13 protein-coding genes are annotated in these 20,949 nt (G+C 36.2%); 1 reads left to right on the top strand and 12 read right to left on the bottom strand.

Annotation, left to right across the window (positions count from 1 at the left end; genetic code table 11):
• Nucleotides 1-747: 747 nt before the first annotated feature.
• The gene (locus ABD814_RS03360; protein ID WP_344910330.1) at nt 748-2,070 is read left to right on the top strand and encodes an ISL3 family transposase; all 1,323 of its coding nucleotides are present in this window, start codon (nt 748-750) and stop codon (nt 2,068-2,070) included.
• Nucleotides 2,071-2,148: 78 nt separating this feature from the next.
• Here ABD814_RS03360 and ABD814_RS03355 read toward each other — a convergent pair whose 3' ends face one another.
• The 12 genes from ABD814_RS03355 to ABD814_RS03300 all read right to left on the bottom strand — a co-directional run bounded on the left by ABD814_RS03355 (nt 2,149) and on the right by ABD814_RS03300 (nt 20,342).
• Complete coding sequence (locus tag ABD814_RS03355) at nt 2,149-3,765, bottom strand: response regulator transcription factor (protein WP_344910328.1); 1,617 nt, start codon at nt 3,763-3,765, stop codon at nt 2,149-2,151.
• A 2-nt stretch (nt 3,766-3,767) separates the two neighbouring features.
• Nucleotides 3,768-5,501, bottom strand: coding sequence for a sensor histidine kinase (locus ABD814_RS03350; RefSeq protein ID WP_344910326.1), 1,734 nt, complete (start codon nt 5,499-5,501; stop codon nt 3,768-3,770).
• Nucleotides 5,502-5,543: 42 nt separating this feature from the next.
• A complete protein-coding gene (locus tag ABD814_RS03345; protein ID WP_344910324.1) occupies nt 5,544-7,211 on the bottom strand; it encodes an extracellular solute-binding protein in 1,668 nt (555 codons plus the stop codon).
• Between the two features lie 233 nt (nt 7,212-7,444).
• On the bottom strand, nt 7,445-8,401 hold the full coding sequence (locus ABD814_RS03340) for a carbohydrate ABC transporter permease (RefSeq protein ID WP_344910322.1): 957 nt from the start codon (nt 8,399-8,401) through the stop codon (nt 7,445-7,447).
• A 115-nt stretch (nt 8,402-8,516) separates the two neighbouring features.
• Complete coding sequence (locus tag ABD814_RS03335) at nt 8,517-9,431, bottom strand: carbohydrate ABC transporter permease (protein ID WP_344910320.1); 915 nt, start codon at nt 9,429-9,431, stop codon at nt 8,517-8,519.
• Nucleotides 9,432-9,433: 2 nt separating this feature from the next.
• The gene (locus tag ABD814_RS03330) at nt 9,434-11,980 is read right to left on the bottom strand and encodes a DUF5696 domain-containing protein (RefSeq protein ID WP_344910319.1); all 2,547 of its coding nucleotides are present in this window, start codon (nt 11,978-11,980) and stop codon (nt 9,434-9,436) included.
• A gap of 17 nt (nt 11,981-11,997) precedes the next feature.
• Nucleotides 11,998-12,609, bottom strand: a complete 612-nt coding sequence (locus tag ABD814_RS03325; protein ID WP_344910331.1) for a YIP1 family protein — start codon at nt 12,607-12,609, stop codon at nt 11,998-12,000.
• A gap of 18 nt (nt 12,610-12,627) precedes the next feature.
• Complete coding sequence (locus tag ABD814_RS03320; RefSeq protein ID WP_344910317.1) at nt 12,628-14,085, bottom strand: hypothetical protein; 1,458 nt, start codon at nt 14,083-14,085, stop codon at nt 12,628-12,630.
• A gap of 17 nt (nt 14,086-14,102) precedes the next feature.
• Nucleotides 14,103-14,957 (bottom strand): carbohydrate ABC transporter permease, encoded by an 855-nt coding sequence (locus tag ABD814_RS03315; protein ID WP_344910314.1) that lies wholly within the window; start codon nt 14,955-14,957, stop codon nt 14,103-14,105.
• 1 nt (nt 14,958) lies between these two features.
• Nucleotides 14,959-15,942, bottom strand: coding sequence for a carbohydrate ABC transporter permease (locus tag ABD814_RS03310; protein ID WP_344910312.1), 984 nt, complete (start codon nt 15,940-15,942; stop codon nt 14,959-14,961).
• Nucleotides 15,943-15,960: 18 nt separating this feature from the next.
• A complete protein-coding gene (locus ABD814_RS03305; RefSeq protein ID WP_344910309.1) occupies nt 15,961-18,879 on the bottom strand; it encodes an extracellular solute-binding protein in 2,919 nt (972 codons plus the stop codon).
• Nucleotides 18,880-18,971: 92 nt separating this feature from the next.
• Complete coding sequence (locus tag ABD814_RS03300; protein WP_344910308.1) at nt 18,972-20,342, bottom strand: ABC transporter substrate-binding protein; 1,371 nt, start codon at nt 20,340-20,342, stop codon at nt 18,972-18,974.
• Between the last annotated feature and the right edge of the window lie 607 nt (nt 20,343-20,949).

The following is a 20,949-nucleotide window of genomic DNA, read 5'->3' as shown; positions in this document are numbered from 1 at the left end:
CGTCAAAATTAACTTTGATCATTTTGTTGAAATGAAGTGACTTTTCGATTACACTTTTCATTATGGAGCCCTCCTTGATTTGTGTTTGTTTCGTCACTTATACAATATCAAAGATCGGGCTCCTTTTCACTTAATTAGTGAAAGATTGATTGGTTATTTTTAATTGATTTGATGCGGTTTATTCAGGTTTTATGATTGGGCTATGAATAATCTAGGTCATACGTTTATTTTAAGTGAACAAAATCTACAATTAAACCCGTCATTTCTTGGCTTAAGCTAGGATTCACCTTGTCATACTTAAATGACATGTGAATTTTTCATAAAAAATAACCCAAACAGGTAGCTGATCTGTTTGAGTTAGATTATGGCCTATTTATTTAGGTTGTACAATATATAGCGTTGGTGAGAAAAAATATAACTCACTAACGCTATGTTTTTATCTTAATGTGATTATGACTTTATCTAATTTATAACTTGCGTTATAAAGCCGCAGTTAGCCGAACCTTCGCGTCCATGGGCACGGCCTCAGCTAGCTAAGAAAAGCTCACAGAGCTTTTCTTAGCGGATCTTCGGACTCGTGCTGTTCCCATAGGAGTCTACGGTTCGGCTAACTGCTAATCATCACATCGTCATATTTTCAGATCATATTACTAAAATTGAAATAAAATATAGTTGGATATAGAAAACAAGTGAGTTTCCCTTTAGAATAGAAGTCGACTAAAACCATAATCCTAGGAGGGAACTCACTTGTCTACTTGCAATGATATAAGAAACCTAATTGATATTCAAGATGAAAATATAACTTTTTTACCCGGTTGTGTCACATATGGAGAATATAAGGGTAAGCCGTGTAAGTATATTTCTGGTGAATTAACTTACGAACCCACACACTGTACCAAATGTGGCATTAAAAATGAAAACTATATCATCTTTAAGAATGGGAAACAAGAGTCTAGAATTACCTTACCGATGATTGGAATCGCACGAAGCTTTTTAAAATTAAAAAAGCAACGTTTTTTCTGTAAAGCTTGTCAATGTAGCTTAACTGCCAAGACATCAATAATAGAAAAGAACTGTCATATTTCAAATCAATCAAAAGCGATGATAGTTATTAAAAGTACTGAAGCACGATCTGTTAAGTCACTTTCTAATGATTGTTCAGTATCTTGGCACACCGTTCAGCGTGAAATAAATAAAGTAGCTCAATCTACTAAATCCCATCATCAAGCTCTACCAGAAAATTTATCATTCGATGAATTTAAATATGCAAAAGGCCTGATGGCCTTTGAATATATTAATGCTGAAACAGGTGATATTCTTGATATTCTCGGCGCCCGTACTTCTCGTATTATTAAAAATCATTTTATCAGCAATTACAGTCTCAATGATCGAAGACACGTCAAAACAATTACCATTGACATGAATGCCGGTTACGTTAATGTAATTAAAGAGATTTTCCCAAGAGCATCAATTATTATTGATCGCTTTCACTTGGTTCAATTAATTAATCGTGCGATGACCAAAACTCGTATTAAGGTTATGAACAGACTGAAAAGAGTAAATAATGAAGACATGAAAAAATATCGACGTCTTAAAAAGTACTGGAGATTGTTACAAAAGAACGAATTAAAATTAAAAACTACAGAGTACACGTATTATCCCTTGTTTGGACAACGTTTAGAAAAAAGCATAGTAGAGGAAATGTTAGCGTATGATCCAGAACTAAAAGCTAACTATCAACTTTATCAGCGTTTATTGAAAGCAATCAATATGAGGCAATTTGAGACTTTAAAAGTAATTCTAGAAGAGCGAAGCTCTCCGTTAATTTCTAGTTATATGAGAACAAGCTTGAAGACATTAAGAAAGCATCTACCGTATATTAAGAATAGCTTTATTTACCCGTATAATAATGGTCGAATCGAAGGTATCAACAATAAGATAAAGGTTCTCAGTAAAGTCGCTTATGGTTATCGCAATTTTTATAATTACAAGAAGCGAATTATGATTCACTTCAAATTCAAACCAATAGAAACAAATCTCATTAAAAAATCACGATATAAAGTTGCTTAACAGCTCTTTATATCGTGAAATGAATTTACATTAATTGTCGGCTAAAACTCTTCACCAACGTGATTTGACGTAGAACCTTTATTTATTGCTAAGACTCTCTCGGTACTCCTTCGGGGTTTGACCCGTCATTTTTTTGAAAAATCTTGTGAAAGAGTGTGCCGAGTGATAGCCAACCATCTCACTTACTTCGCGAATTTTCAAATCAGGATCTTTTAAATATTTTTTTGCTTGTCTGATGCGATAACGATCGATGTACTCTGATAAATTTATCCCTTTTTCTTGCTTAAATAAATGCGAAAGGTAGGATGGATTGAAATAGTGAATTTCTGCTAGCCGGACAAGTGATAAGTCCTCATGCAAATGATGTTCAATATAATGACTGACACGGTCAATCACCTTTGATGCACGGTCTTGATCGTCTGTTTTCTTCAAATCAAATAACTGGTTAGCAACTTGTTCTAAATAAGATAAGCTGCTTTTGAATGACTCGTGGCGATCAATTTTCAATAACTTATCAAACTCAGTAATTCGACTTTGCAAATCATTTTGACTGATATCAACATATAAAACGAGTGCAACAGAATAATATACTTCTGTTACTTGGTGATAACTTGCTTTATCCAGTGAATCTGTTAAATCTTCAAATTCAGCAAAGAATTCTTCTTTTCGATTAGAGGATAGATGTGCCGTTAAGATATCCATTTTTGGTGTAGTATTTAATCCACCAATGGTATGCTCTGTGTCACTGTTATTTTCCTTTATAATACTAGGATAGCTCGTATCAAGCTTAAGTTGTTGTAATTGACGTAACAAAACATATTTGTTCGATACAGCTTGCCAATTCGTTAACCCATTACTGATCGTAAATTGAATCGTTAAATTATAAAGCTTTAAACACTCTTCTTGAATCATTTCTAATGCGCCTTCTAAAAAATCGAGTAAGTGCTCAGCTGTTGGTTGCTTGCCGTCGATTGTCTGAATAAACCAGACTAACCCACCATAACGATCAATGATACTGACACTTTTAATCTGTTTAGAAAAATGACGTTCCCATTTTGTTCGAACATAATATAAAATCTGACTGCGTTCCGTATACGAAGTGTTTTTTGGATAGGCTAAGTTCCCTAAAACTAAATAAACATCTTGATTCGAATCAAGCGGGATACTTAAATGCGTAAACTCTTGAGAGAGACTTGTTAAATCACTACAGACAGATTTGCTCTTTTGTAACACGTGACGCATAAAGTCACTTTGTGCCATAAGTTCATAAGCATACTTTTCTTCTTCAGTTAATTGTATCGCTTTTTCTTCAAGTGGCACATTCTCTAATTGTTCCACAATCTCTTTTACTGTTTCAATCACTTTATCATAACCCTCGGTTTTCAATAGATATTTAACATCGTTCATTTGAATTGCCTGATAGACATATTCGAAATTGTCATAACCCGTAAGAAAAACAACTTTGCAATGAGGCCAAAGCGCTTGAACCTCCTCAATAAGCTCCAAACCGGTTAAACCAGGCATGGAAATATCCGTTAAAATAATATCAATCCGCGTACGAGTCATCCATTCCAGTGCTTCTTTACCTGAATAGGCTTTATACACATCGAGATGGTCTGGCATTAACCGAGAAAAGACATCATAAAGACCATCTGTAATTAGTTCCTCATCATCAACTATTAATAAACGGTGCATTGTTAGTCCTCCTTAATTACGAGTCGAACGTCTACTTTCAAACCATCTAGTTCGCTTTTTGACAAGTAAATGCCACTTCCCTCACCATAAGTTAATACAATCCGCCGGTGAATATTCACTAAGCCCGTTAGCTCTTGTTTAGTCTCTGTATCTCTTAATCGTTCGTTTAGACTGTCTATTTCTAGTTCATTAATTAATCCGCCATTATCTTCAACAATTATATGAACCTCGCTGTTCATTTTCAAAAAGCTAACCCTTAATAATCCAGCTTCTGCTTTATTCTCTAAACTATACTTATAGGCATTTTCTATAATCGGTTGAATAATTAGCTTTGGCACTTTAATTTTTTCTAACTCTTGAGGTAACTCACCGAAGTCTACTTTAATTCGCCTTGAAAAGCGCATATTTTGAATTTCCGTATACATTCGAGCATGTTTTACTTCGCTCTTCAAATCAACTGTATTTTCTTCATTGCGGGTTATAAATTTAAAGTATTCACCAAGCATGAGCGTGAATTGTTCTATCCGCTCAATATCCTCCGTTTGAGCAAGTGAATTTAATATGAAAAAGCTGTTATATAAAAAGTGTGGGTTTATTTGTGATTGTAATTGCTTTAATTCTGCTTTCTGAACCATTAGTGTTTGTTTATAGTTACGATCAATTAAATTTTGCAGGCGAGTAATCATTTTATTAAATCGATCATAAATATATCCGAATTCACCGCTGCTATCTTGTTCAATTTGCTGATCTAAATTACCTTTTTCAACTTTTCTAAATGCATTAACTAAAGTTAGTAGTGGTTGATGGACAAGCCTATATGTGTAATATGCATAACCCACAATGGCAATGACTACAAAAACACCAAAGATCCATACCCAATGTTTAAATATACCTAAGGGACGTTTTACGACATCCTCAGGAATATAACTAATCACGGTCAAATTGCGTTCATTAAGGCTAGCTTGATTAAATTGATAATGATCATCATTAATCTTTAAGACTTGTGTATCTTCTTCAAATGGCACTTGATCTAAATACTCAAATAATATATCAGTGGACGCATCAGAAGACTTCCACAAGAGTTCCTGATTACTGCCGATTAGAAATAAGCCATTGTTTTCATATAAGTTAATTGAATCTAATGATTGTTGTAGTTTTGATTTATCTAATTCAATTTCAACGAGATAGAAGGGTACGCCATCAATATCTTGACTCATATTTCCAACAGTTAATGTCAGTGATTCATTCAGTATATTAATAAAATAAGATGGATTGGTAAATCCAGAATAAATCGATGCATAGTACGCATCCTCAAAGTCTTGTACACTATAAATTGATGAGATTGTTTTACCGATTGAACGAATGTGAATCGATATATTCTCAATATAAGCACTCGTGCCTTGGATTGCTCGTAGACGATTTACTAAATAGTGCATGCTTTCTTTTCTATCCACATTACTCATTACATCCCAGGTTATTGCTACCGATTGAAGTTCATTGTCCTGCAATAAATTATATTGTTGGCTTTCCATCCACGCGATCTCTCGATTTAAACCCTCCAAGTACATATTTAGTTGGTTTTCAGTATGGCGAGAGAGTTCGTCACTTGCATTATTGTAGCTCCAAATATACAGATATAAACCTAAAATAATTATAGGAAGAATGACAATATGATACATAATAAGTAACCGTGAAAACAGTCGTTTTCTAAATGTCTGGTGTGATACACCCTTCATGTTGCATTCCCCCATTCTTTTCTCTTATGCTCTATCATTTTCTTAATTATCTTGATGCTCTAGGTATAATTCATTAATTTCATTTGTAATTTCACGGCCACCGAGATCGTACCACTCTTCAACAAATTGCTCGAATGTACTCAGCGGTTCGCCTAAAATAATGTTTTGATACATATTTAGTTTGCGATTGCTTAAGATGTTATTTAATTCAACCATCGTTTCTGTTCGTGGCCAAACTAATTCATCATATAATATTTGATCATTTTCAATAAACGATTCTAAAATAGAATAAGCACCGTCTGAGCCATATGTTTTTTTCCAGCCCCAACCGGCTTCATTGCCTTCTTCATCATACAATGTTATTAACTCAAAAATTCTTTTTGCTTCTCCTTCAAGATTAGCATACTGATGGTTCTGTTTAGCTTGCTCAATTGCTCGGAAAGCTTCTAAGTTTTTTAGTGTTGGAAATGGGCGAACAGGTGATAACTGCCAAACTGGATGGGGTGTACTATAATAGCTATCATATTCCGCTGATTGACCCCAATTTTTCTCAAGGTGTAAATTAATTAGCTTAATAATAACTTCAGGATGCTCATAATCGGCTCGTACGACCCAAAAGTGAGATACCTTGTGCGTAATTGGCATTTTGGGTGGTTGATCTGTCGCAGACATGATCGGATACGCTTGCCAATCTGCATCGGGATCATTTTTCAAACTCTCTTGAACAAAGAATGATGCCCACTGCTCACCATAAAGCATACCTATTTCATTGTTAATAATTTGTTCTTTAACTTTTTCACCATCTTTAAACATAAATTCAGGATCGATCTGTCCATCTATATACATTTCACGCAGAACAGACAATGCTTCTTTGACCTCTGGTTGAATACCACCATAAACTAACGTTCCATCATCATCTTTCAACCAAATATTCGGATAAGCTTCAAACCCAGCCATAAAACCAACGAGTCCTGTCACGTTATTCCACCAGTAGTCACTCACCGCTAACCCAAATGTATCGTTTTCCCCATTTTGATCTGGATCGTTATGTGTGAATGCTTCTGATATGGCTAAAACATCTGCCATTGTTTCAGGGGGCTCTATGTTTAAATTATCTAACCAGTCTTGTCTAATCCAAAGATATTGCATGGCGTCTAGAGATGAATCTACATCAGGTATACCCATCAATTTTTGATCAATCATCGCCGCTTCAATCGGATCAATCATTTCTTGGCTAAGTACTTCTTTAGTAAATGGCGTGGCATACGTATTATAGACCCCGGATAGCTCTTGAATTAGACCTGCATTGGCAAGCTGTCTCATCTGTAATGCGTCAACTCTAATGATGTCCGGTAAGCGACCTGATGCTAGGTCGTTGGCTAAACGCTGATGATAAAATGCGCTTTCTGCGATCCAATCATAATTAATATTTATTCCTAATATGTCGTGATAGAGTCGAGTCCAACGATTATCTCTCAATGTTTCATTTTCAAATTGCTTTTCTAGCTCTCGTAAATTATCGCTCGTTTCACCAACGAATGAAACATCTACTTCTTCATCATATCTCTGTAGACCAGGATGAAGATAGATATTGTCATATGTATCTGAATATTCGTCAGCCGTAGGTTCGTTATTTTGACACGCAACAAAAAGAAAACTAATTGCAACAAGTAGATACAAAATATATCGATAGCTTTTTATAATTTTCAAGGCACGCGCCTCCTTATGTATAGTGAATGCTATTTAAACTATAAATAGAGTCAAATAAGATGTTCGGCTCTTATTCCTTCAACCTCTATTTTACCATAGCTATCTACTTGGTATGTAAATAAAAAGTGTTAAAAGAAAAGAACACTTCTCTTCGCCATTTGAAATGTCATGTTGCAAATGGCAAAGATGGAAGTGTTACTTTTCTATATACTATAAATTAAGCACTGGTTGTATTAACCAACAATACCTGTTCTCTCAACACTCTCAACGAAGTGACGTTGAACGAAGAGATAAAGGATAATCAGTGGCAACATAGCCAGTAAAATACCTGTATCTTGTACCATACTTAAGTAGAATGGGTCGGAGCTTCCTGCGCCACCACTCTCCAAGAATATAGCTAAGTTGTGCGGTAAGGATGATAGTTGTGTAGACATCACGTTTGCAGATGTTAAATATGTTGTTGTATAGAAACTATCATTCCATTGCCATACAAATGAAAATAGCATAACCGTTACAATTGCTGGTTTAGCGTTTGGTAGCATGATCGTAAAGAACGTTCTTCCAACTCCAGCGCCATCAATATATGCTGCTTCCTCAATCGCTTTAGGAATACCTCTAAAGAATTGATTAAAGATGAAGATATATAATCCGGCTTTCAATGAGTTAGCTGTTATTGATGTCAAGATAAATGGCCAATAGGAATCCAATAGGTTAACAGTATCCCCTGTTAATAATGGAATAATTCCTGCCATACCAAAATCTCTTAAGTTCATGTACATCGGAATTAAAATTGTAGTTGGTGGGACGAGAATCGTTAAAATCACACCGAAAAACAATATTTTACTTCCTTTAAATTGCAGTCTTGCAAATGCATATCCTGCAAGTGCACATGATGCTGTTGTTAATATTGTGGTGACTGCTGCCAATATAAATGTATTTAGTAATGTGTCACCATAATTCATAATTGACATTGCATTTCTAAAGTTATCTAAAGTGAATGTTTCTGGTATCCATATAACGATTGGAGAGTATAAGTCTCGTTGATGCTTAAAAGCAGTTGATACCTTTTGTAAGATTGGATAAAGAATAACGAATGATAATCCTGCCATTAATACGAATCGAACGATCGACCAACTCCATCGTTTTATTTTATCTATTGTAATGATCCTAGATAATTTTTCGAATTTCAATGGACTCATCCTTTCTGATTGAATTTAGGTTAATTCTCAATTTGTTTTTAAGGTAGATTAAGCTATTAGAGGACTAAGAGTTAACCTACCTCTGTTTCTATCTATTGATTTAATCTTACTCTTGATAGAAGACCTTCTTCGAAATCAAATACGAGCTAATTCCTAAAATCAACATAATAGATATAAAGTAAATCCATGCCATGGCTGAACTTAAACCGAAATTAAAGTTATCAAAGCCTGTTGACATGATTAAATCTGTGACAGGACTTCTCGAGAATGAGTCAATAATAGTATAGATTAAGTTAACTAGGATAAGTGGACTCACCATTGGTAAAGTGATTTTCCAAAATGCCTCATACCCTGTTGCACCTTCCATTTTCGCTGCCTCATAGACAGATGGCGAAATGGTCTGGATCCCAGCCAAGAAAATTAGAATCTGAACACCAGATAAACTAACAATCTCATAAATTCGACCAACGGCTCCTGTCAGATATTCTACAATAGTGACATTTACCCCTGCTCCAATCATTATTCTTTCTAGTTCAAATGCTCGTAATGCGTTTGAAACGCCGCCCATTGCTGCATTTTGTTGATTAATTTCTTGAACTAAACTTTCAGCCTCTAAGCCGACGATAACACCCGAAGCTAAGATAACCGGTAGGAAGAATATTGAACGTGCAACTGATCTCCCAAAGAAGTTTTGGTTCAAAATTACAGCTACAAATAAACTAAAAATAAGAATAAGCGGAACATCAATGACAATATCCATTATTGATTCGATTAACTGTCTGTTAAAGTTGGGGTTAACGAGAACCGCATTCATATAGTTTGAAAATCCAACAAATGTTGTTTGAATTCCTGCTGGTGTTGGATCTACTTTACTAAAACTATATTGAAGTGAAGTTATCAATGGGGCTAGGAAAAAGAATAGAAATCCTAGCAACCAAGGGAATACAAAGATAAAACCCCAAAGTGCTTTTTGGCCTTCATATGATTTTACTGACCTTTTAAATTTATCTATGGCTTTCATCCTTATTCACCACCCGTAATATAACTTTGAGGTTCAATCGTATAACCATCTACATTAACTGACTCAAGACCGTAATTTACAATAACATAAGCACCATTTTCATATGTCGTACGGTAAACACCTTCTTCAAGAATTTCATGCGCTTCAATCGTTTCCCCTTGAACATGTTTGAGGAAATCATTTACTTCGTGGTAAATTTCAGCAGCTTGGTCAAGCCAACGCTCATAATTTACAGAATATAAATGATCGAATCTCGTGCCTTTTAATAGGTCATTTGATTGATAAATCCATTGGAAGTTAATGTTTGAACCATATTCTAAAGCATTTAAGATATAATCTTGATCATTTAAATATGTTGATAAGTTAAATGGTGTCGTTGCATAATCCACATATCCACGCAATACCATCTGATAGAAAGGGATAGCTTCATCTTGGATCTTAAAGCCTGAATTAGAAACAGGAACATTAATAACATCAGTTAAATATTGTAACGCATATAGATTTCCACCATGAGCCATTAACTCAAGGTCCTCATTATACATTTTTTCAATTGCATTTCTAGATATTTCCTCCGATTCAAATCGGTCGATTTGTTCATTTCTTCGGAAGTCACTATTTAAAACATCAGCTAAATCTCTAAGCGTTAGTCCAGTTGTACCAAATGGAACAAACTCTTTAAGAAAATCAGTCGTTATTTCATCAACATAACGTGGTGATAATGTATGGCTAGGTGTCGACATACGATCTCTTTCTCTTAATGCCCGATCAATTGGATAAATGGCTGTCGGGATATTTGTTAACGTACGTGATGCCTTTTTTCTTGGTTTAAAACCTGAACTATTATGAACTTGTAATAATGCTGTTTCAGGGAAAACACTTATATTGTTTTCTTCAGCATACTCAATAAAATCATTAAGACCTCTTGCTCCACCGATTGCACGATCAACCTTAACTTTGTTTGGCATGCGGTGATTAACACCTCTATTAAACCAACCAATATAGTTAACGCGAATGTTATCCACATCGTGTGCCATTAATTGATCAAGAATTTCTTCCGCTTCTTCAAATGTCGTTAATGGCTCTAATGCTTGATACGGTACACCAGCAAAGTGTTGTTGTTTATTGATACTTCCAATAAGTTGTGTGTAAAATGGAATGTTTTCACTGTCTATCGTTTCGCGATTTCGTCTTAGTAAACCTGACTCGACTAAGTAATCTTGATAGTAATTCGCCATTCCACTATAGTTTGCTTCTTCTCCAGTTAAGAAAACATAACGTACAGAGAAATCTGATTTCATTTTCTCTTCCTGGAATCTCGGTAATGAACGCTCTTGATCTTCTGCTTGAAGCGTTACTTCATCTTTATTAATAACTGTGAATGTTGGGTAAACAAAGTTATAACTGTTAAGGCGTCCACTAATATCCGCACTTATTGTCGCACTAGCAGCACCTTCTTCAATAATGCCTAAGAGCGCATTATCCTCTTTCAGAATCCCGAATACAGGAAGTCTAACTACCTCATCCGTGCGAACATCACTTCTCTGAAGTAAAGGTAAATCTTGTCCGTATACAGCTTGTTGATATGAAGGGACATTGACACGACCATTATTAAAGTGAATCAAAGCGCCTGAACCATCTGGCACAAAGAGTGAACCTTCTTCTTCCGTATTGCCTGCACCAAAGAACCGCAAGAAAGAAATTCTATCTACCGGAAACTCTGGCTCATAGAAGATTTCTTCGACTGGAACCGTAGCTAATAAACTGTCTTCGTCTAAACGATACTCAATTGTCGCAATAAAGGTACGATCATCATCGCTCTCTTGTGTAAAGTTCAACTCAGCCATGTCTTGCTCTAAATCTTCTTCAGTATATCCAGCATCTTCAAATGCTTGGAATGCACGTTCTAATTGCATTCCACTTAATGCGCCATCATTACGATCATAAATACCAGTATCTTTGTTTTCACGATAAGCAATGATGAGTGCCCGTTGACCCGTGCTATCTAGACGACTAGATAATTCTTCAAATCGTTCTGGGCTTAGCATCAATGGTAAATCAGATGCTGATCTTTCGTTTCGACCAAGCTGATACTGAACCTTTAAACCATTCTCAATTGGCTCTATGTTGAATTGCTCATACGCAATCGCATCAGAGTATGAGTTCATATTACTTCGTTGGCCAAAACTATTATAAAAACTTAGTTGCACTTGGGATGATAATATATCACTGTTAACACCAGCAGCGATCGGGTCTTCCTCTCGATCAGGTGGGTTACTGTACCAAATGCTATCATTAACTTTATTAACTACTGCAATACTCGCCGTTTCCTCATCTACAAAAAGCTGTAGATTATCATTCTCTGCAATACCGATCATTCCTTCTAACCGGTCATCAACAAAGGCTGCACGTAGAGGTTCTTCCTGAGTCACTTCGATGTCAGACAAGTCCTCTTCATTATGATCTTCCGTTGTATCAACATCCGTACAACCCGAAATCAGGATCGTCACAAGAAATAATGCGAGTAGTCGTGTAATTATGACTTTGCTCATTTTTGACTCTCCTCCCATTAGTACCTAAAGACAATCTCTCGGTAAATTGTAGTGAAAAACGCGATAATTTGTTGAATCAAGCTAAAGAACAGTAAGCTTAGGAAGGCGAGAAAGCCCATAGCAACGAGTATTAAAATAATCGTTACAACTGTTTTTGCGGGTGTATACTGGTGTACTGTTAGTGTCCCTACATAAATGAGAAACACAAACCAGATAATCGCAAAACTCTGTGATAAATAATAGAACATCGCCTCTTGGTGTGATAAAAAGTTACTAATCCAAATCCATGGGAAATTGATAATAACTAATGGTGTTAGAGCAAAACATGTCGCAATAAATATTTCGACAAATTTTCCTTCCCCATCCATTAAGGTTGTTAAAGACCAGTTTGCAATACACCAAAACAGCAATGGTACAATTACATATGCAATTTCCATAATACTGTTCATTTCATCTGGATTATATACATTTACAACAAAACCTGCATATTGGCTACTTAAAATATTCGTAATAATTAATGCTGTCAAGATAATAAAAGAGATGATTAAATTTGGCTTTGTATACAACTCATATTTTAGTTCCCAAAAACCTTGAAATGGGCGTACTATTAAATGCAAAGGATTTTTCATTTTGTTATCTTTATCCAATTAATACACCCTCTTTCTTTTTGTCTTTTTACGGTAAATTGAGAATCCTATCCACAAAGCAACTATAGCAAAAATGATCGTCATCATCAGAGAGAAGTTCTCACGCATGACTTGGTTTCTATACAATAGATAAGCTTTTGAATAGTTTTGTTGATCAATACTTTGTTCAAAATTATACATCGCTTCTTCATAATTATCTTGACGTAACAATGCTTTTCCAATACCTGTATAAGCAAATTCTAAGTTAACATTCATGTTGACAACTTCCTCAAACAGGGCTTGAGCTCTTTCTTCATCACCTTGTTCATAACTTCTTACTGCCTCATCTAAAGCACTTCCATAGGCTGTAGCATTAAAAACGGTTATTTCGCCAAGGTTTCGATCTAGTACAAGAAAGAAATCATCGAAACGTTCAATTGCGATAGGTGTATGGAACTCACCCATTTTATTACCTAAGCCTCCGAAGATATACATTAGGAAGCCATCGTTATTATAAGTAAAAATGCGACCACGTCTAGAATCTAATACAGAGTAAATACCATTATCTGCAACAGTAATATCAATTAATCGTGAAGGTCCTTGATCATTATCGTAATTGATATCACCAATCGGATTAAAATAACCTTCTCTTCTTAAAATATCGTCCCCTCTTGCATTAATCTTCTTAACGACATCATCTGCATCATCAACAGTCGTCGCATAAAGAAATCCATCTTCATCAATGTCTAGGCCCGTGAATTCGGTTGGAACAAAAAGAACCATTTGACTTCGTTGTTCTCTTGTTGCGAATCTACGCCATAGGTACTCGATTGGATCAACCTGTACTCGGTTTGCACCGATAAATGTTGTAAAGTGTCCATCTACTGAGAACTCCATAAAGCCGTCAAATACACCTTCAGACATAATGAATGTACGACCAGCGTTATCAACGGCAACTTTTCTAGGTCTAAAATTAAAGGTTGCTGTTAACATTTCAGATTCAGGTTCGTCAATCGTTTTAACATAATCAAAGTTTTCATCTAAATGGATGACACGCTGATTACCTGTATCTGCAATATACACATGATTATCATCTGTTACAAACACGCCTTCTGGGTTTAAGAAGGTTTCTATCGTACCATCCGCATAAAATGTCTCAATTGTTTCTTCATATTCGAAAACATCATTTAAAATGACAATGCGATTGTTACCTGTATCAGCTACATACACTTTATAATCAGCCGATACAAAAATATCGTGTGGAGAATTAAAAGGCTCAATCCCTAATGCTTGACCATCAACGATCATCGTAGGCAGATAAGCTGGAGGAGCTGGAACGGCTTCCTCCCAGTACGAGTAGTTATAGGATGTTTGGTCCGCGCTAGCCTCTACCTGCGTGACATCAAAATCAACTATTAAGCTCATGACTAGAACAGCAAGAAGGGATATCGTGAAACATCTATTTTTTACACTTTTCAAAACTATTCAACCCCCTTCTAATCTTTCATACCTGAACTTGACATCGTTTCAATAACATTACTTTGCGATAGAATAAACATTCCAATTGGAACGGTCATTAGAATTAATGCAACGGCTGCACCTACACCCGCACGTGCAATACCTGCGTTAGTAATTTGTTGTAGCGCATAGTTCAATGTCTTTAATTCCTCACTATAGACGAATGTTCCACCATCCGTTCCCCATAAGATTGGGAATTGTAAGATAAGTAATGTTAACCATGCCGGTTTAACGTTAGGCATGACAATTTGCCAGAAGATCCGGAACTCACTTGCTCCATCTATCTTAGCGGCTTCTAACATTGGATCTGGAATTTGCTCCATAAATTGTTTCATTAAAAATAATCCAAGTGGAAATGCCATTGCCGGAATAATGATTGATAAGTGTGAGTCAATCCAACCAAGACCTGACATAACCATGAAGTTAGGTATTGCTGTTACGTGTGGTGAAAACATTAATGCTAAAACTACAATCTGGAATATACCTTTTGATCCAGGGAATTTATATTTTGCCAATGGATAAGCTGCCATTGACGCTAAAATGATATGTCCACCTGTACCGAAGACAGTAATTAAAATGGTGTTAAAGAAATATCTTGACATCGGTACCCATGAATCACTCATAACTGACGCTAGATCGTAAAAGTTATCTAGAGTCGGATTTCGAACAAAGAATCTAGGCGGGAAAATAAATAGCTCATCAAGTGGTTTAAACGCATTGTTTACTGCGTATACGAGCGGCAATGCCATAAACACACCGACTAATGCTAAAAATAGAAACAATAGAATTGTAACTGGCATTGATCGATTAAGTCGTTTTTTGAATATGCGCATTTTATGTCCCCACCTTTCTTAGTAGTTTTTGAACGAGTATGTTCGTTCCAATCATTAATAAGAATAAAATTGTCGCAATTGCTGATGCGTAACCCATTTCAAATCGAATCGTACCATAGTCCATCAAGTGTGTAACAACGGTATGCGCGGCATAGTTAACACTTGGAAAACCTGCCAGAGCAATTGAAATATCCGCTACTGCAAATGATTGTGTTATTTGCATAACTGCACCGAATAATAGTTGGGGCTTCATAGAAGGTAGTGTAATATACCATAATTCTTGCCATCTGTTTCTGATACCATCTATTGCTCCCGCTTCTATTAGCGACTTATCTAGTGTTTGGAATCCAGCGATAAAGGCTAGGAAACTTGTTCCTAAGCTTAACCAAAGCTGAACTAAAATAACAACTCCTAACACGTATTGTTCATCTCGTAACCACTGAATAGGCTCGAGAATAATACCTAATTGCATAAGAAAACCGTTTAAATAACCGTAAGCATCACCTGAGAATATAATCAGCCAAATGAAGAACACATTTCCTGCAATTGACGGGGCATAAAAGATGACCGTCATGACTGCTCTTACTTTTGGTGATAATTCATTTATAATCCAAGCAAACATAAAGGATGCAATATAGCTAAGTGGGCCGGTTATAACTGCAAACAATAATGTATTTCTTAAAGCTGTTATAAAAACATCATCATTTAAAAACAATCGAGAGTAGTTATCCCAACCGATAAATTGAGGCAACTCTAACATGTTAAATGAGAAAAAACTAAGTACTAATGAAGCGAGTACAGGAAGTACGGTGAATAAAAAGAATATAATCATAAATGGAGCCATCAACAAGTAATAACTTTTTGCTGACTTCATATCACGCTTTAGTCTTTGCCATTTTTCTCTACTAGAGAGTTTATTGCTCGTTGCATCTTTATCTGGATAGCCCGTAACTGCGGCTGGGTTTTTTACCTTTTTTGTTTGCATCTACCCCCACCTCCTATTCTAATATGGTAAGTTAAATTCTCTCCGTTTCATTTTTATTTCATCATTAATATAGCGTACATAATCCTGTAAAGCTTCACGAGGATTTTCGTTAGCATTAACAACGCGTCTAAAGGCGTTATCTAAGTGACGTCCTGTAAAGTAACCACCCGGTACTTGCGGGATTCCTTTAACCCATTCCCACTGTGCGGATAAGTTTTGATAATCCTCTACAGGCCAAGGTAACTCTGATAATGCTTCAACGTTAGCGGTTGGATAACGAGCAGCCTCTCCTAGAATACTTTCCATTTCACGTCCGAATGTAAGTTGGGTATCTTTTTCAGTCCACCATTTCAAGAACTCCCATGCTGCTTCTTTCTTTTCTGAGTTCTGTAGCATCATGGATGCAATACTTGTACTTGGAACGGTATGATCAATTTCTCCATTTTCCATTAGTGTTCCTGGAACAGTTGTGAACTCCCATAACCCTCTAATTTCCGGAGCCAATACTGTTAACATGTTATACGTTGGATATGGAGCAATACCGATTGGCATTTCACCAACTCTTAAACGGTTAGGGAAATCAGCCATTAACGGGAATTTATAGTTTGTATAGAATTGTGTCCATTGGTTAAATGCTTCAATTGCAATCTCATCGTCTAATGCACTTGATTTCTCGTCATCTGCATAAAACTTGCCATCTCTTTGGAAGAGAAGCATTCCAAACGCTTGGTTTGGTGCTAGCAATGTCTGATTCTGAGCCATTGGATCATCAATTGGCAAATAAAATTCTAAGTTGTTTCGTTGTAAAACAGAAATCATACTGTATACATCATCCCATGTTTCAGGAGGTGTTAATTCTAACTCTTCTAAAATATCAGCTCGATAGAACATAACGGGGAACATTTGCTGTTCAGGAAGTGCATAAACGCCCTCATTATATTCGAAAGGTAAGACCGCACTTTCGTGGAATCTTTCTGAAATCTCTTCAAAATCAGGAAATACAGTTAAGTCAGCTGCTGCACTACGCATCGCATAGTTTACGGGAACATCTTCACCTAAGTTTAAGGCAACGTCTGGTCCTTCATTTGCTAGCGTTGCTGGCAGTAACACTTGTGGTTGAACCAATCTAATATTTACTGATATGCCGGAGTATGGTGTGAACATATCGTCAACCATCGTTTTAAGAATTTGAGCTTGGTCACGACCCGTTGTAATCCATACGGTAACTTCTTCATTAATTGTTCCATGCTCTCTCGTGCTGCCGATATTATCGTAGTCTTCTGAGAATGATGCTAGGAAAGCACCAATTTCGTGTCTAACCTTTTCAAAAGTAGTTGCTGCTGCTCTAGGCATTTCAGCCTCTGGTGATGAAATAACTAAGTAATCAAGCGTTAATGGTTGCTCTCGTACAGTCTGAATCCAAGTTCCAAGACCACCAACGTTCATTTTAAATGAATCAAGTTGACGGGCAATTGTTTCTGGTTTAGCAATCATTTTTTCTAGTTGCCTAACTGTTGAGTGCAACACGGCAACTTTATCACTACGTTCCCCAGTAATTAATTCTAAGTGATCACCTACACTTCGAATGATTTCCGCTTGTTTTTCAAAAACTTCTAGCATGTCTGGGATACGTCTTTCTAATTGATAATCTCTTAATGGGTCAGGTGTATTCGATGTAATCATCAAGATCTTACGATACATCTCATTAAGATCAAGTACACTTGACTCAATTGTTCTTAGTAATGGAGCCACATCACCTAAAGTGACCGTGAGTCGAATCGTGTTTGTTCCTTCGTTTAAGTGGAATAAATACGGTTCTTCCTCTGAACGTCCTAGGATATCTGTTCTCCAATCTAAGCTATAGTTAAATCGGATAACATCCATTTCTCTAAAAGGAACTTCACCATTAACAGTTAAGGTACGTGATGCATAGATTCCTCTTAATAAATCTTGCTTTCTCTTTAATGCAATTTGATAGAGTCCTTCTTCCTCTACCTCAACTTCCCATTCAATCCATTGACCTGGCTGTTGCCAGTTCTGGCCACCTATCGCATTTACACGTAGTTTGGATACATGATAAGGCTCCACTGTGGGACTTGAGCGATCAGTTAGCGGAAATAGAGTTGGAGAGGATTTTCTAACTGCATCTTCAGCTTGGACTTTTATGAATGTATCTGATACGGGTTCAAGGTTGTTTTCTTGATACTCTACCTTCATTTCTTCATAAGTTGGTGCTAATTCATGTTGATAGAGTTCAATATAGTCAATTACCATTGGTTCACGTTTAGAAGTTAAAGTAATTGTTTGTGTTCCTTCTTCAAAATAAAAAAGATAGGGTTCGTTGAAGTAACCTTCACTATCTCGGAATGGTGCATTTAACCATTGAGGTGCTTCAACTTGTCTAGGCCTCAAATCATTATCGTTTTCGTCTCTTCTAATCTCATCATCTTGATCAGCCCACACACGATCAAAAATAACATAATCGGCGCCCATAAAAGGTAAATCTCCGTTTATATTAATCTCTCGTTGGATAGCTGAACTTTTTCCTTCAATAGGGTAGTAATGGATGCGGATATTATATAAACCTGCTTCTTCAACATCCACTTGCCAAGAAATTGAACCTTCTTCTGGGGTCAAAACAGATTGCTCATTCATATTATTGAATTCATCAATTAAACTAAAGCCCACGCCCTCTGTCTCAACAAAGTCTTCTCCCTCAATGCGTATCACTTGATTAGGTCGAGCTGCATTCGAATAATTTTCAAGATAATTATAGTAGCTATCTTCATTTCTTTCAGAAACGACAGCTTCAAACTCAACCATGGCTTTAGAATAATGTTGATCTGCCTTATTTCTAGAATCTATGATCCATACGGAAGAAAAAATGATGACAAGGACTAAAATAATACGTACTAGCTTATTCTTGAATATCCGCACTATTTTTGCCTCCCTTAATCTCTAATGAGTGGATAAAGTGCCTACACGAGAAATCAGTAGGCACTTTACCAAAGTTATTTTTTAGTTATAAATTAATTTCCGTAAACGTCATCAATTGCTGCCTGGAAGGCTGGCGCATGACTTTCGATAAGTGTTGAAACTGGTACTCCATCTAATAATTCAGCTTGGAAGCTCCAGAATACATCATTATCAAACGTAAAGTGGTCAAGAACATTTAATTGTTGTTGTACTAATCTAGCGTTTTCAATGTCATCTTCATTAGAGAACATTGACTCTAGGTTTGCTTGACCTGGGTAATCATAAATTGACTCAATGTCAAAGATTTTTTCCCAAATGTAAATTAATTGTTCTGGATTATCAACCGCTTTAGGAATTGCAATTGCTTGGATGTCCGCTTCAAATGTGCGGTATCCATCAGCACTTGGTCCGATTGGGAATGGAACAAATCCAATATCGTAATCTGGCATGTCATTTACAATACCATTGTACATAAAGTCTGCACCAGGCATGAACAATGTGTTACCTTGACGGAAGAATTGTTCTGGCTCTGTCCAGTCTCCACCTTCAGTTGGACGTGCAATTTCAAAAATATCTTGTGTAAATTCTAATGCTTCAATCGTTGCTGGGTCATCTAAAGTTTGTTGATCTGCATCAGTTAGAGCAGCATCGTTAGCAGCTAAAGCTCTTTCTAGTACAGATGGAACAGCTAAGCCCCATGTATCGATATTTCCATCGTTATCTGTATCTTGGTTTGCTGATGCAACAACTTCTGCGAATGTATCCCAGTTCCAGTTATCTTCATCAACATATTCTTGAATTGGTTTCAAGCCTAACTCGCCCATTAACGTACGGTTGTAGAAAATACCTTGAACAATATTTGCTCTCGCGTCTGTAAAGGCATAACCTTGACCTTCATGTTGGAAAATCTCATGTGTGTAAGGTAAGTTGAAAACATTTGGGTTTTGAACGTAATCGTCAATTGCCCAAATTAAATCTTGTTGTGCAAATGAAGGAATTGTGTATTTCTTACCTACACGGATGTAGTCACCAATTGGCTCATTTGCTAATAATGAAGCTGTAATTCTTTCTTGGTACTCACCAAAGTCGATAGCGATATACTCGATATCAAAGTTGTGCTTTTCTTTTAACTCTTCTAAGTTCTCGCGAGCTTGGACACTATCAGGATCTTCTCCTGTAATTTCCATGTCCCACCAAGCAACAACTTTAAGTGTACGGCCACCTAAATCAAAATCCATTTCAGGTGTTTGATAATAATCCGCACCTTCTTCTTCCTCTTCTTCGCCTTCTACTCCATCTGCTTCTTCAGTTGTGTCTGGATCAGTGTTCGTATCTGGATCAGCAGTAGCACCATCATTATTACCACCACATGCAGCTATAACTAACATAAGGATCAACAGAACAACTAGTTTTAACTTCTTCATGCCTAAACCCCCTAAAAATTAACTAATGATGAAATCCGTTGTAGAATTCCATGTGCTAAATATAGCGCTTTCATTAATTCATAACAACCGGACTTAATTAAGTATTATAGCCGGACAAATTCTAGCTACCTTGATTTATCAACGTTTTACCATGATAATAATTTGCCAAATTAAGGGATTTTTCGCCTTAATTATGAAGTTGCGTTCACACCTTTTCCGTTTAATGGTTTCTAGACCAAATTCTATTTGTTTAAAATGACTAATCATCATCTTTTAGAATCATCGATAAATAACAATAGATACACGTTACTTCCTTTCAGCCCTCAGAGACATTTTCTTTGGACAAGTAAGCTAATGAACATTATAAATTCTTGATATCTAGAATATAACGCGTTAAATCGTGTCATTTTGCATGTCTAAATCTATATTTTTACCTTATAAATCATTAAAAATGAAAGCGATCCCAAAAATATGAGTCAAATACAAAGATTTGCACATTCTTTAATCCGCCCATCTAGATTACAATTAAAATAGCTCCTAGATTATTCATAGCCCAATCATAAAACCTGAATAAACCGCATCAAATCAATTAAAAATAACCAATCAA

Source organism: Amphibacillus indicireducens (assembly GCF_039539605.1).
Lineage (GTDB): Bacteria > Bacillota > Bacilli > Bacillales > Amphibacillaceae > Amphibacillus > Amphibacillus indicireducens.
This window is presented reverse-complemented; position numbering and strand designations above follow the sequence as displayed.

What these genes read in the sequence shown, in the direction of transcription:
- ABD814_RS03315 (WP_344910314.1), bottom strand. Translation starts at nt 14,957, where the DNA reads ATGCGCATATTCAAAAAACGACTTAATCGATCAATGCCAGTTACAATT.
- ABD814_RS03350 (WP_344910326.1), bottom strand. Translation starts at nt 5,501, where the DNA reads ATGAAGGGTGTATCACACCAGACATTTAGAAAACGACTGTTTTCACGG.
- ABD814_RS03310 (WP_344910312.1), bottom strand. Translation starts at nt 15,942, where the DNA reads ATGCAAACAAAAAAGGTAAAAAACCCAGCCGCAGTTACGGGCTATCCA.
- ABD814_RS03335 (WP_344910320.1), bottom strand. Translation starts at nt 9,431, where the DNA reads ATGAAAGCCATAGATAAATTTAAAAGGTCAGTAAAATCATATGAAGGC.
- ABD814_RS03325 (WP_344910331.1), bottom strand. Translation starts at nt 12,609, where the DNA reads ATGAAAAATCCTTTGCATTTAATAGTACGCCCATTTCAAGGTTTTTGG.
- ABD814_RS03300 (WP_344910308.1), bottom strand. Translation starts at nt 20,342, where the DNA reads ATGAAGAAGTTAAAACTAGTTGTTCTGTTGATCCTTATGTTAGTTATA.
- ABD814_RS03355 (WP_344910328.1), bottom strand. Translation starts at nt 3,765, where the DNA reads ATGCACCGTTTATTAATAGTTGATGATGAGGAACTAATTACAGATGGT.
- ABD814_RS03330 (WP_344910319.1), bottom strand. Translation starts at nt 11,980, where the DNA reads ATGAGCAAAGTCATAATTACACGACTACTCGCATTATTTCTTGTGACG.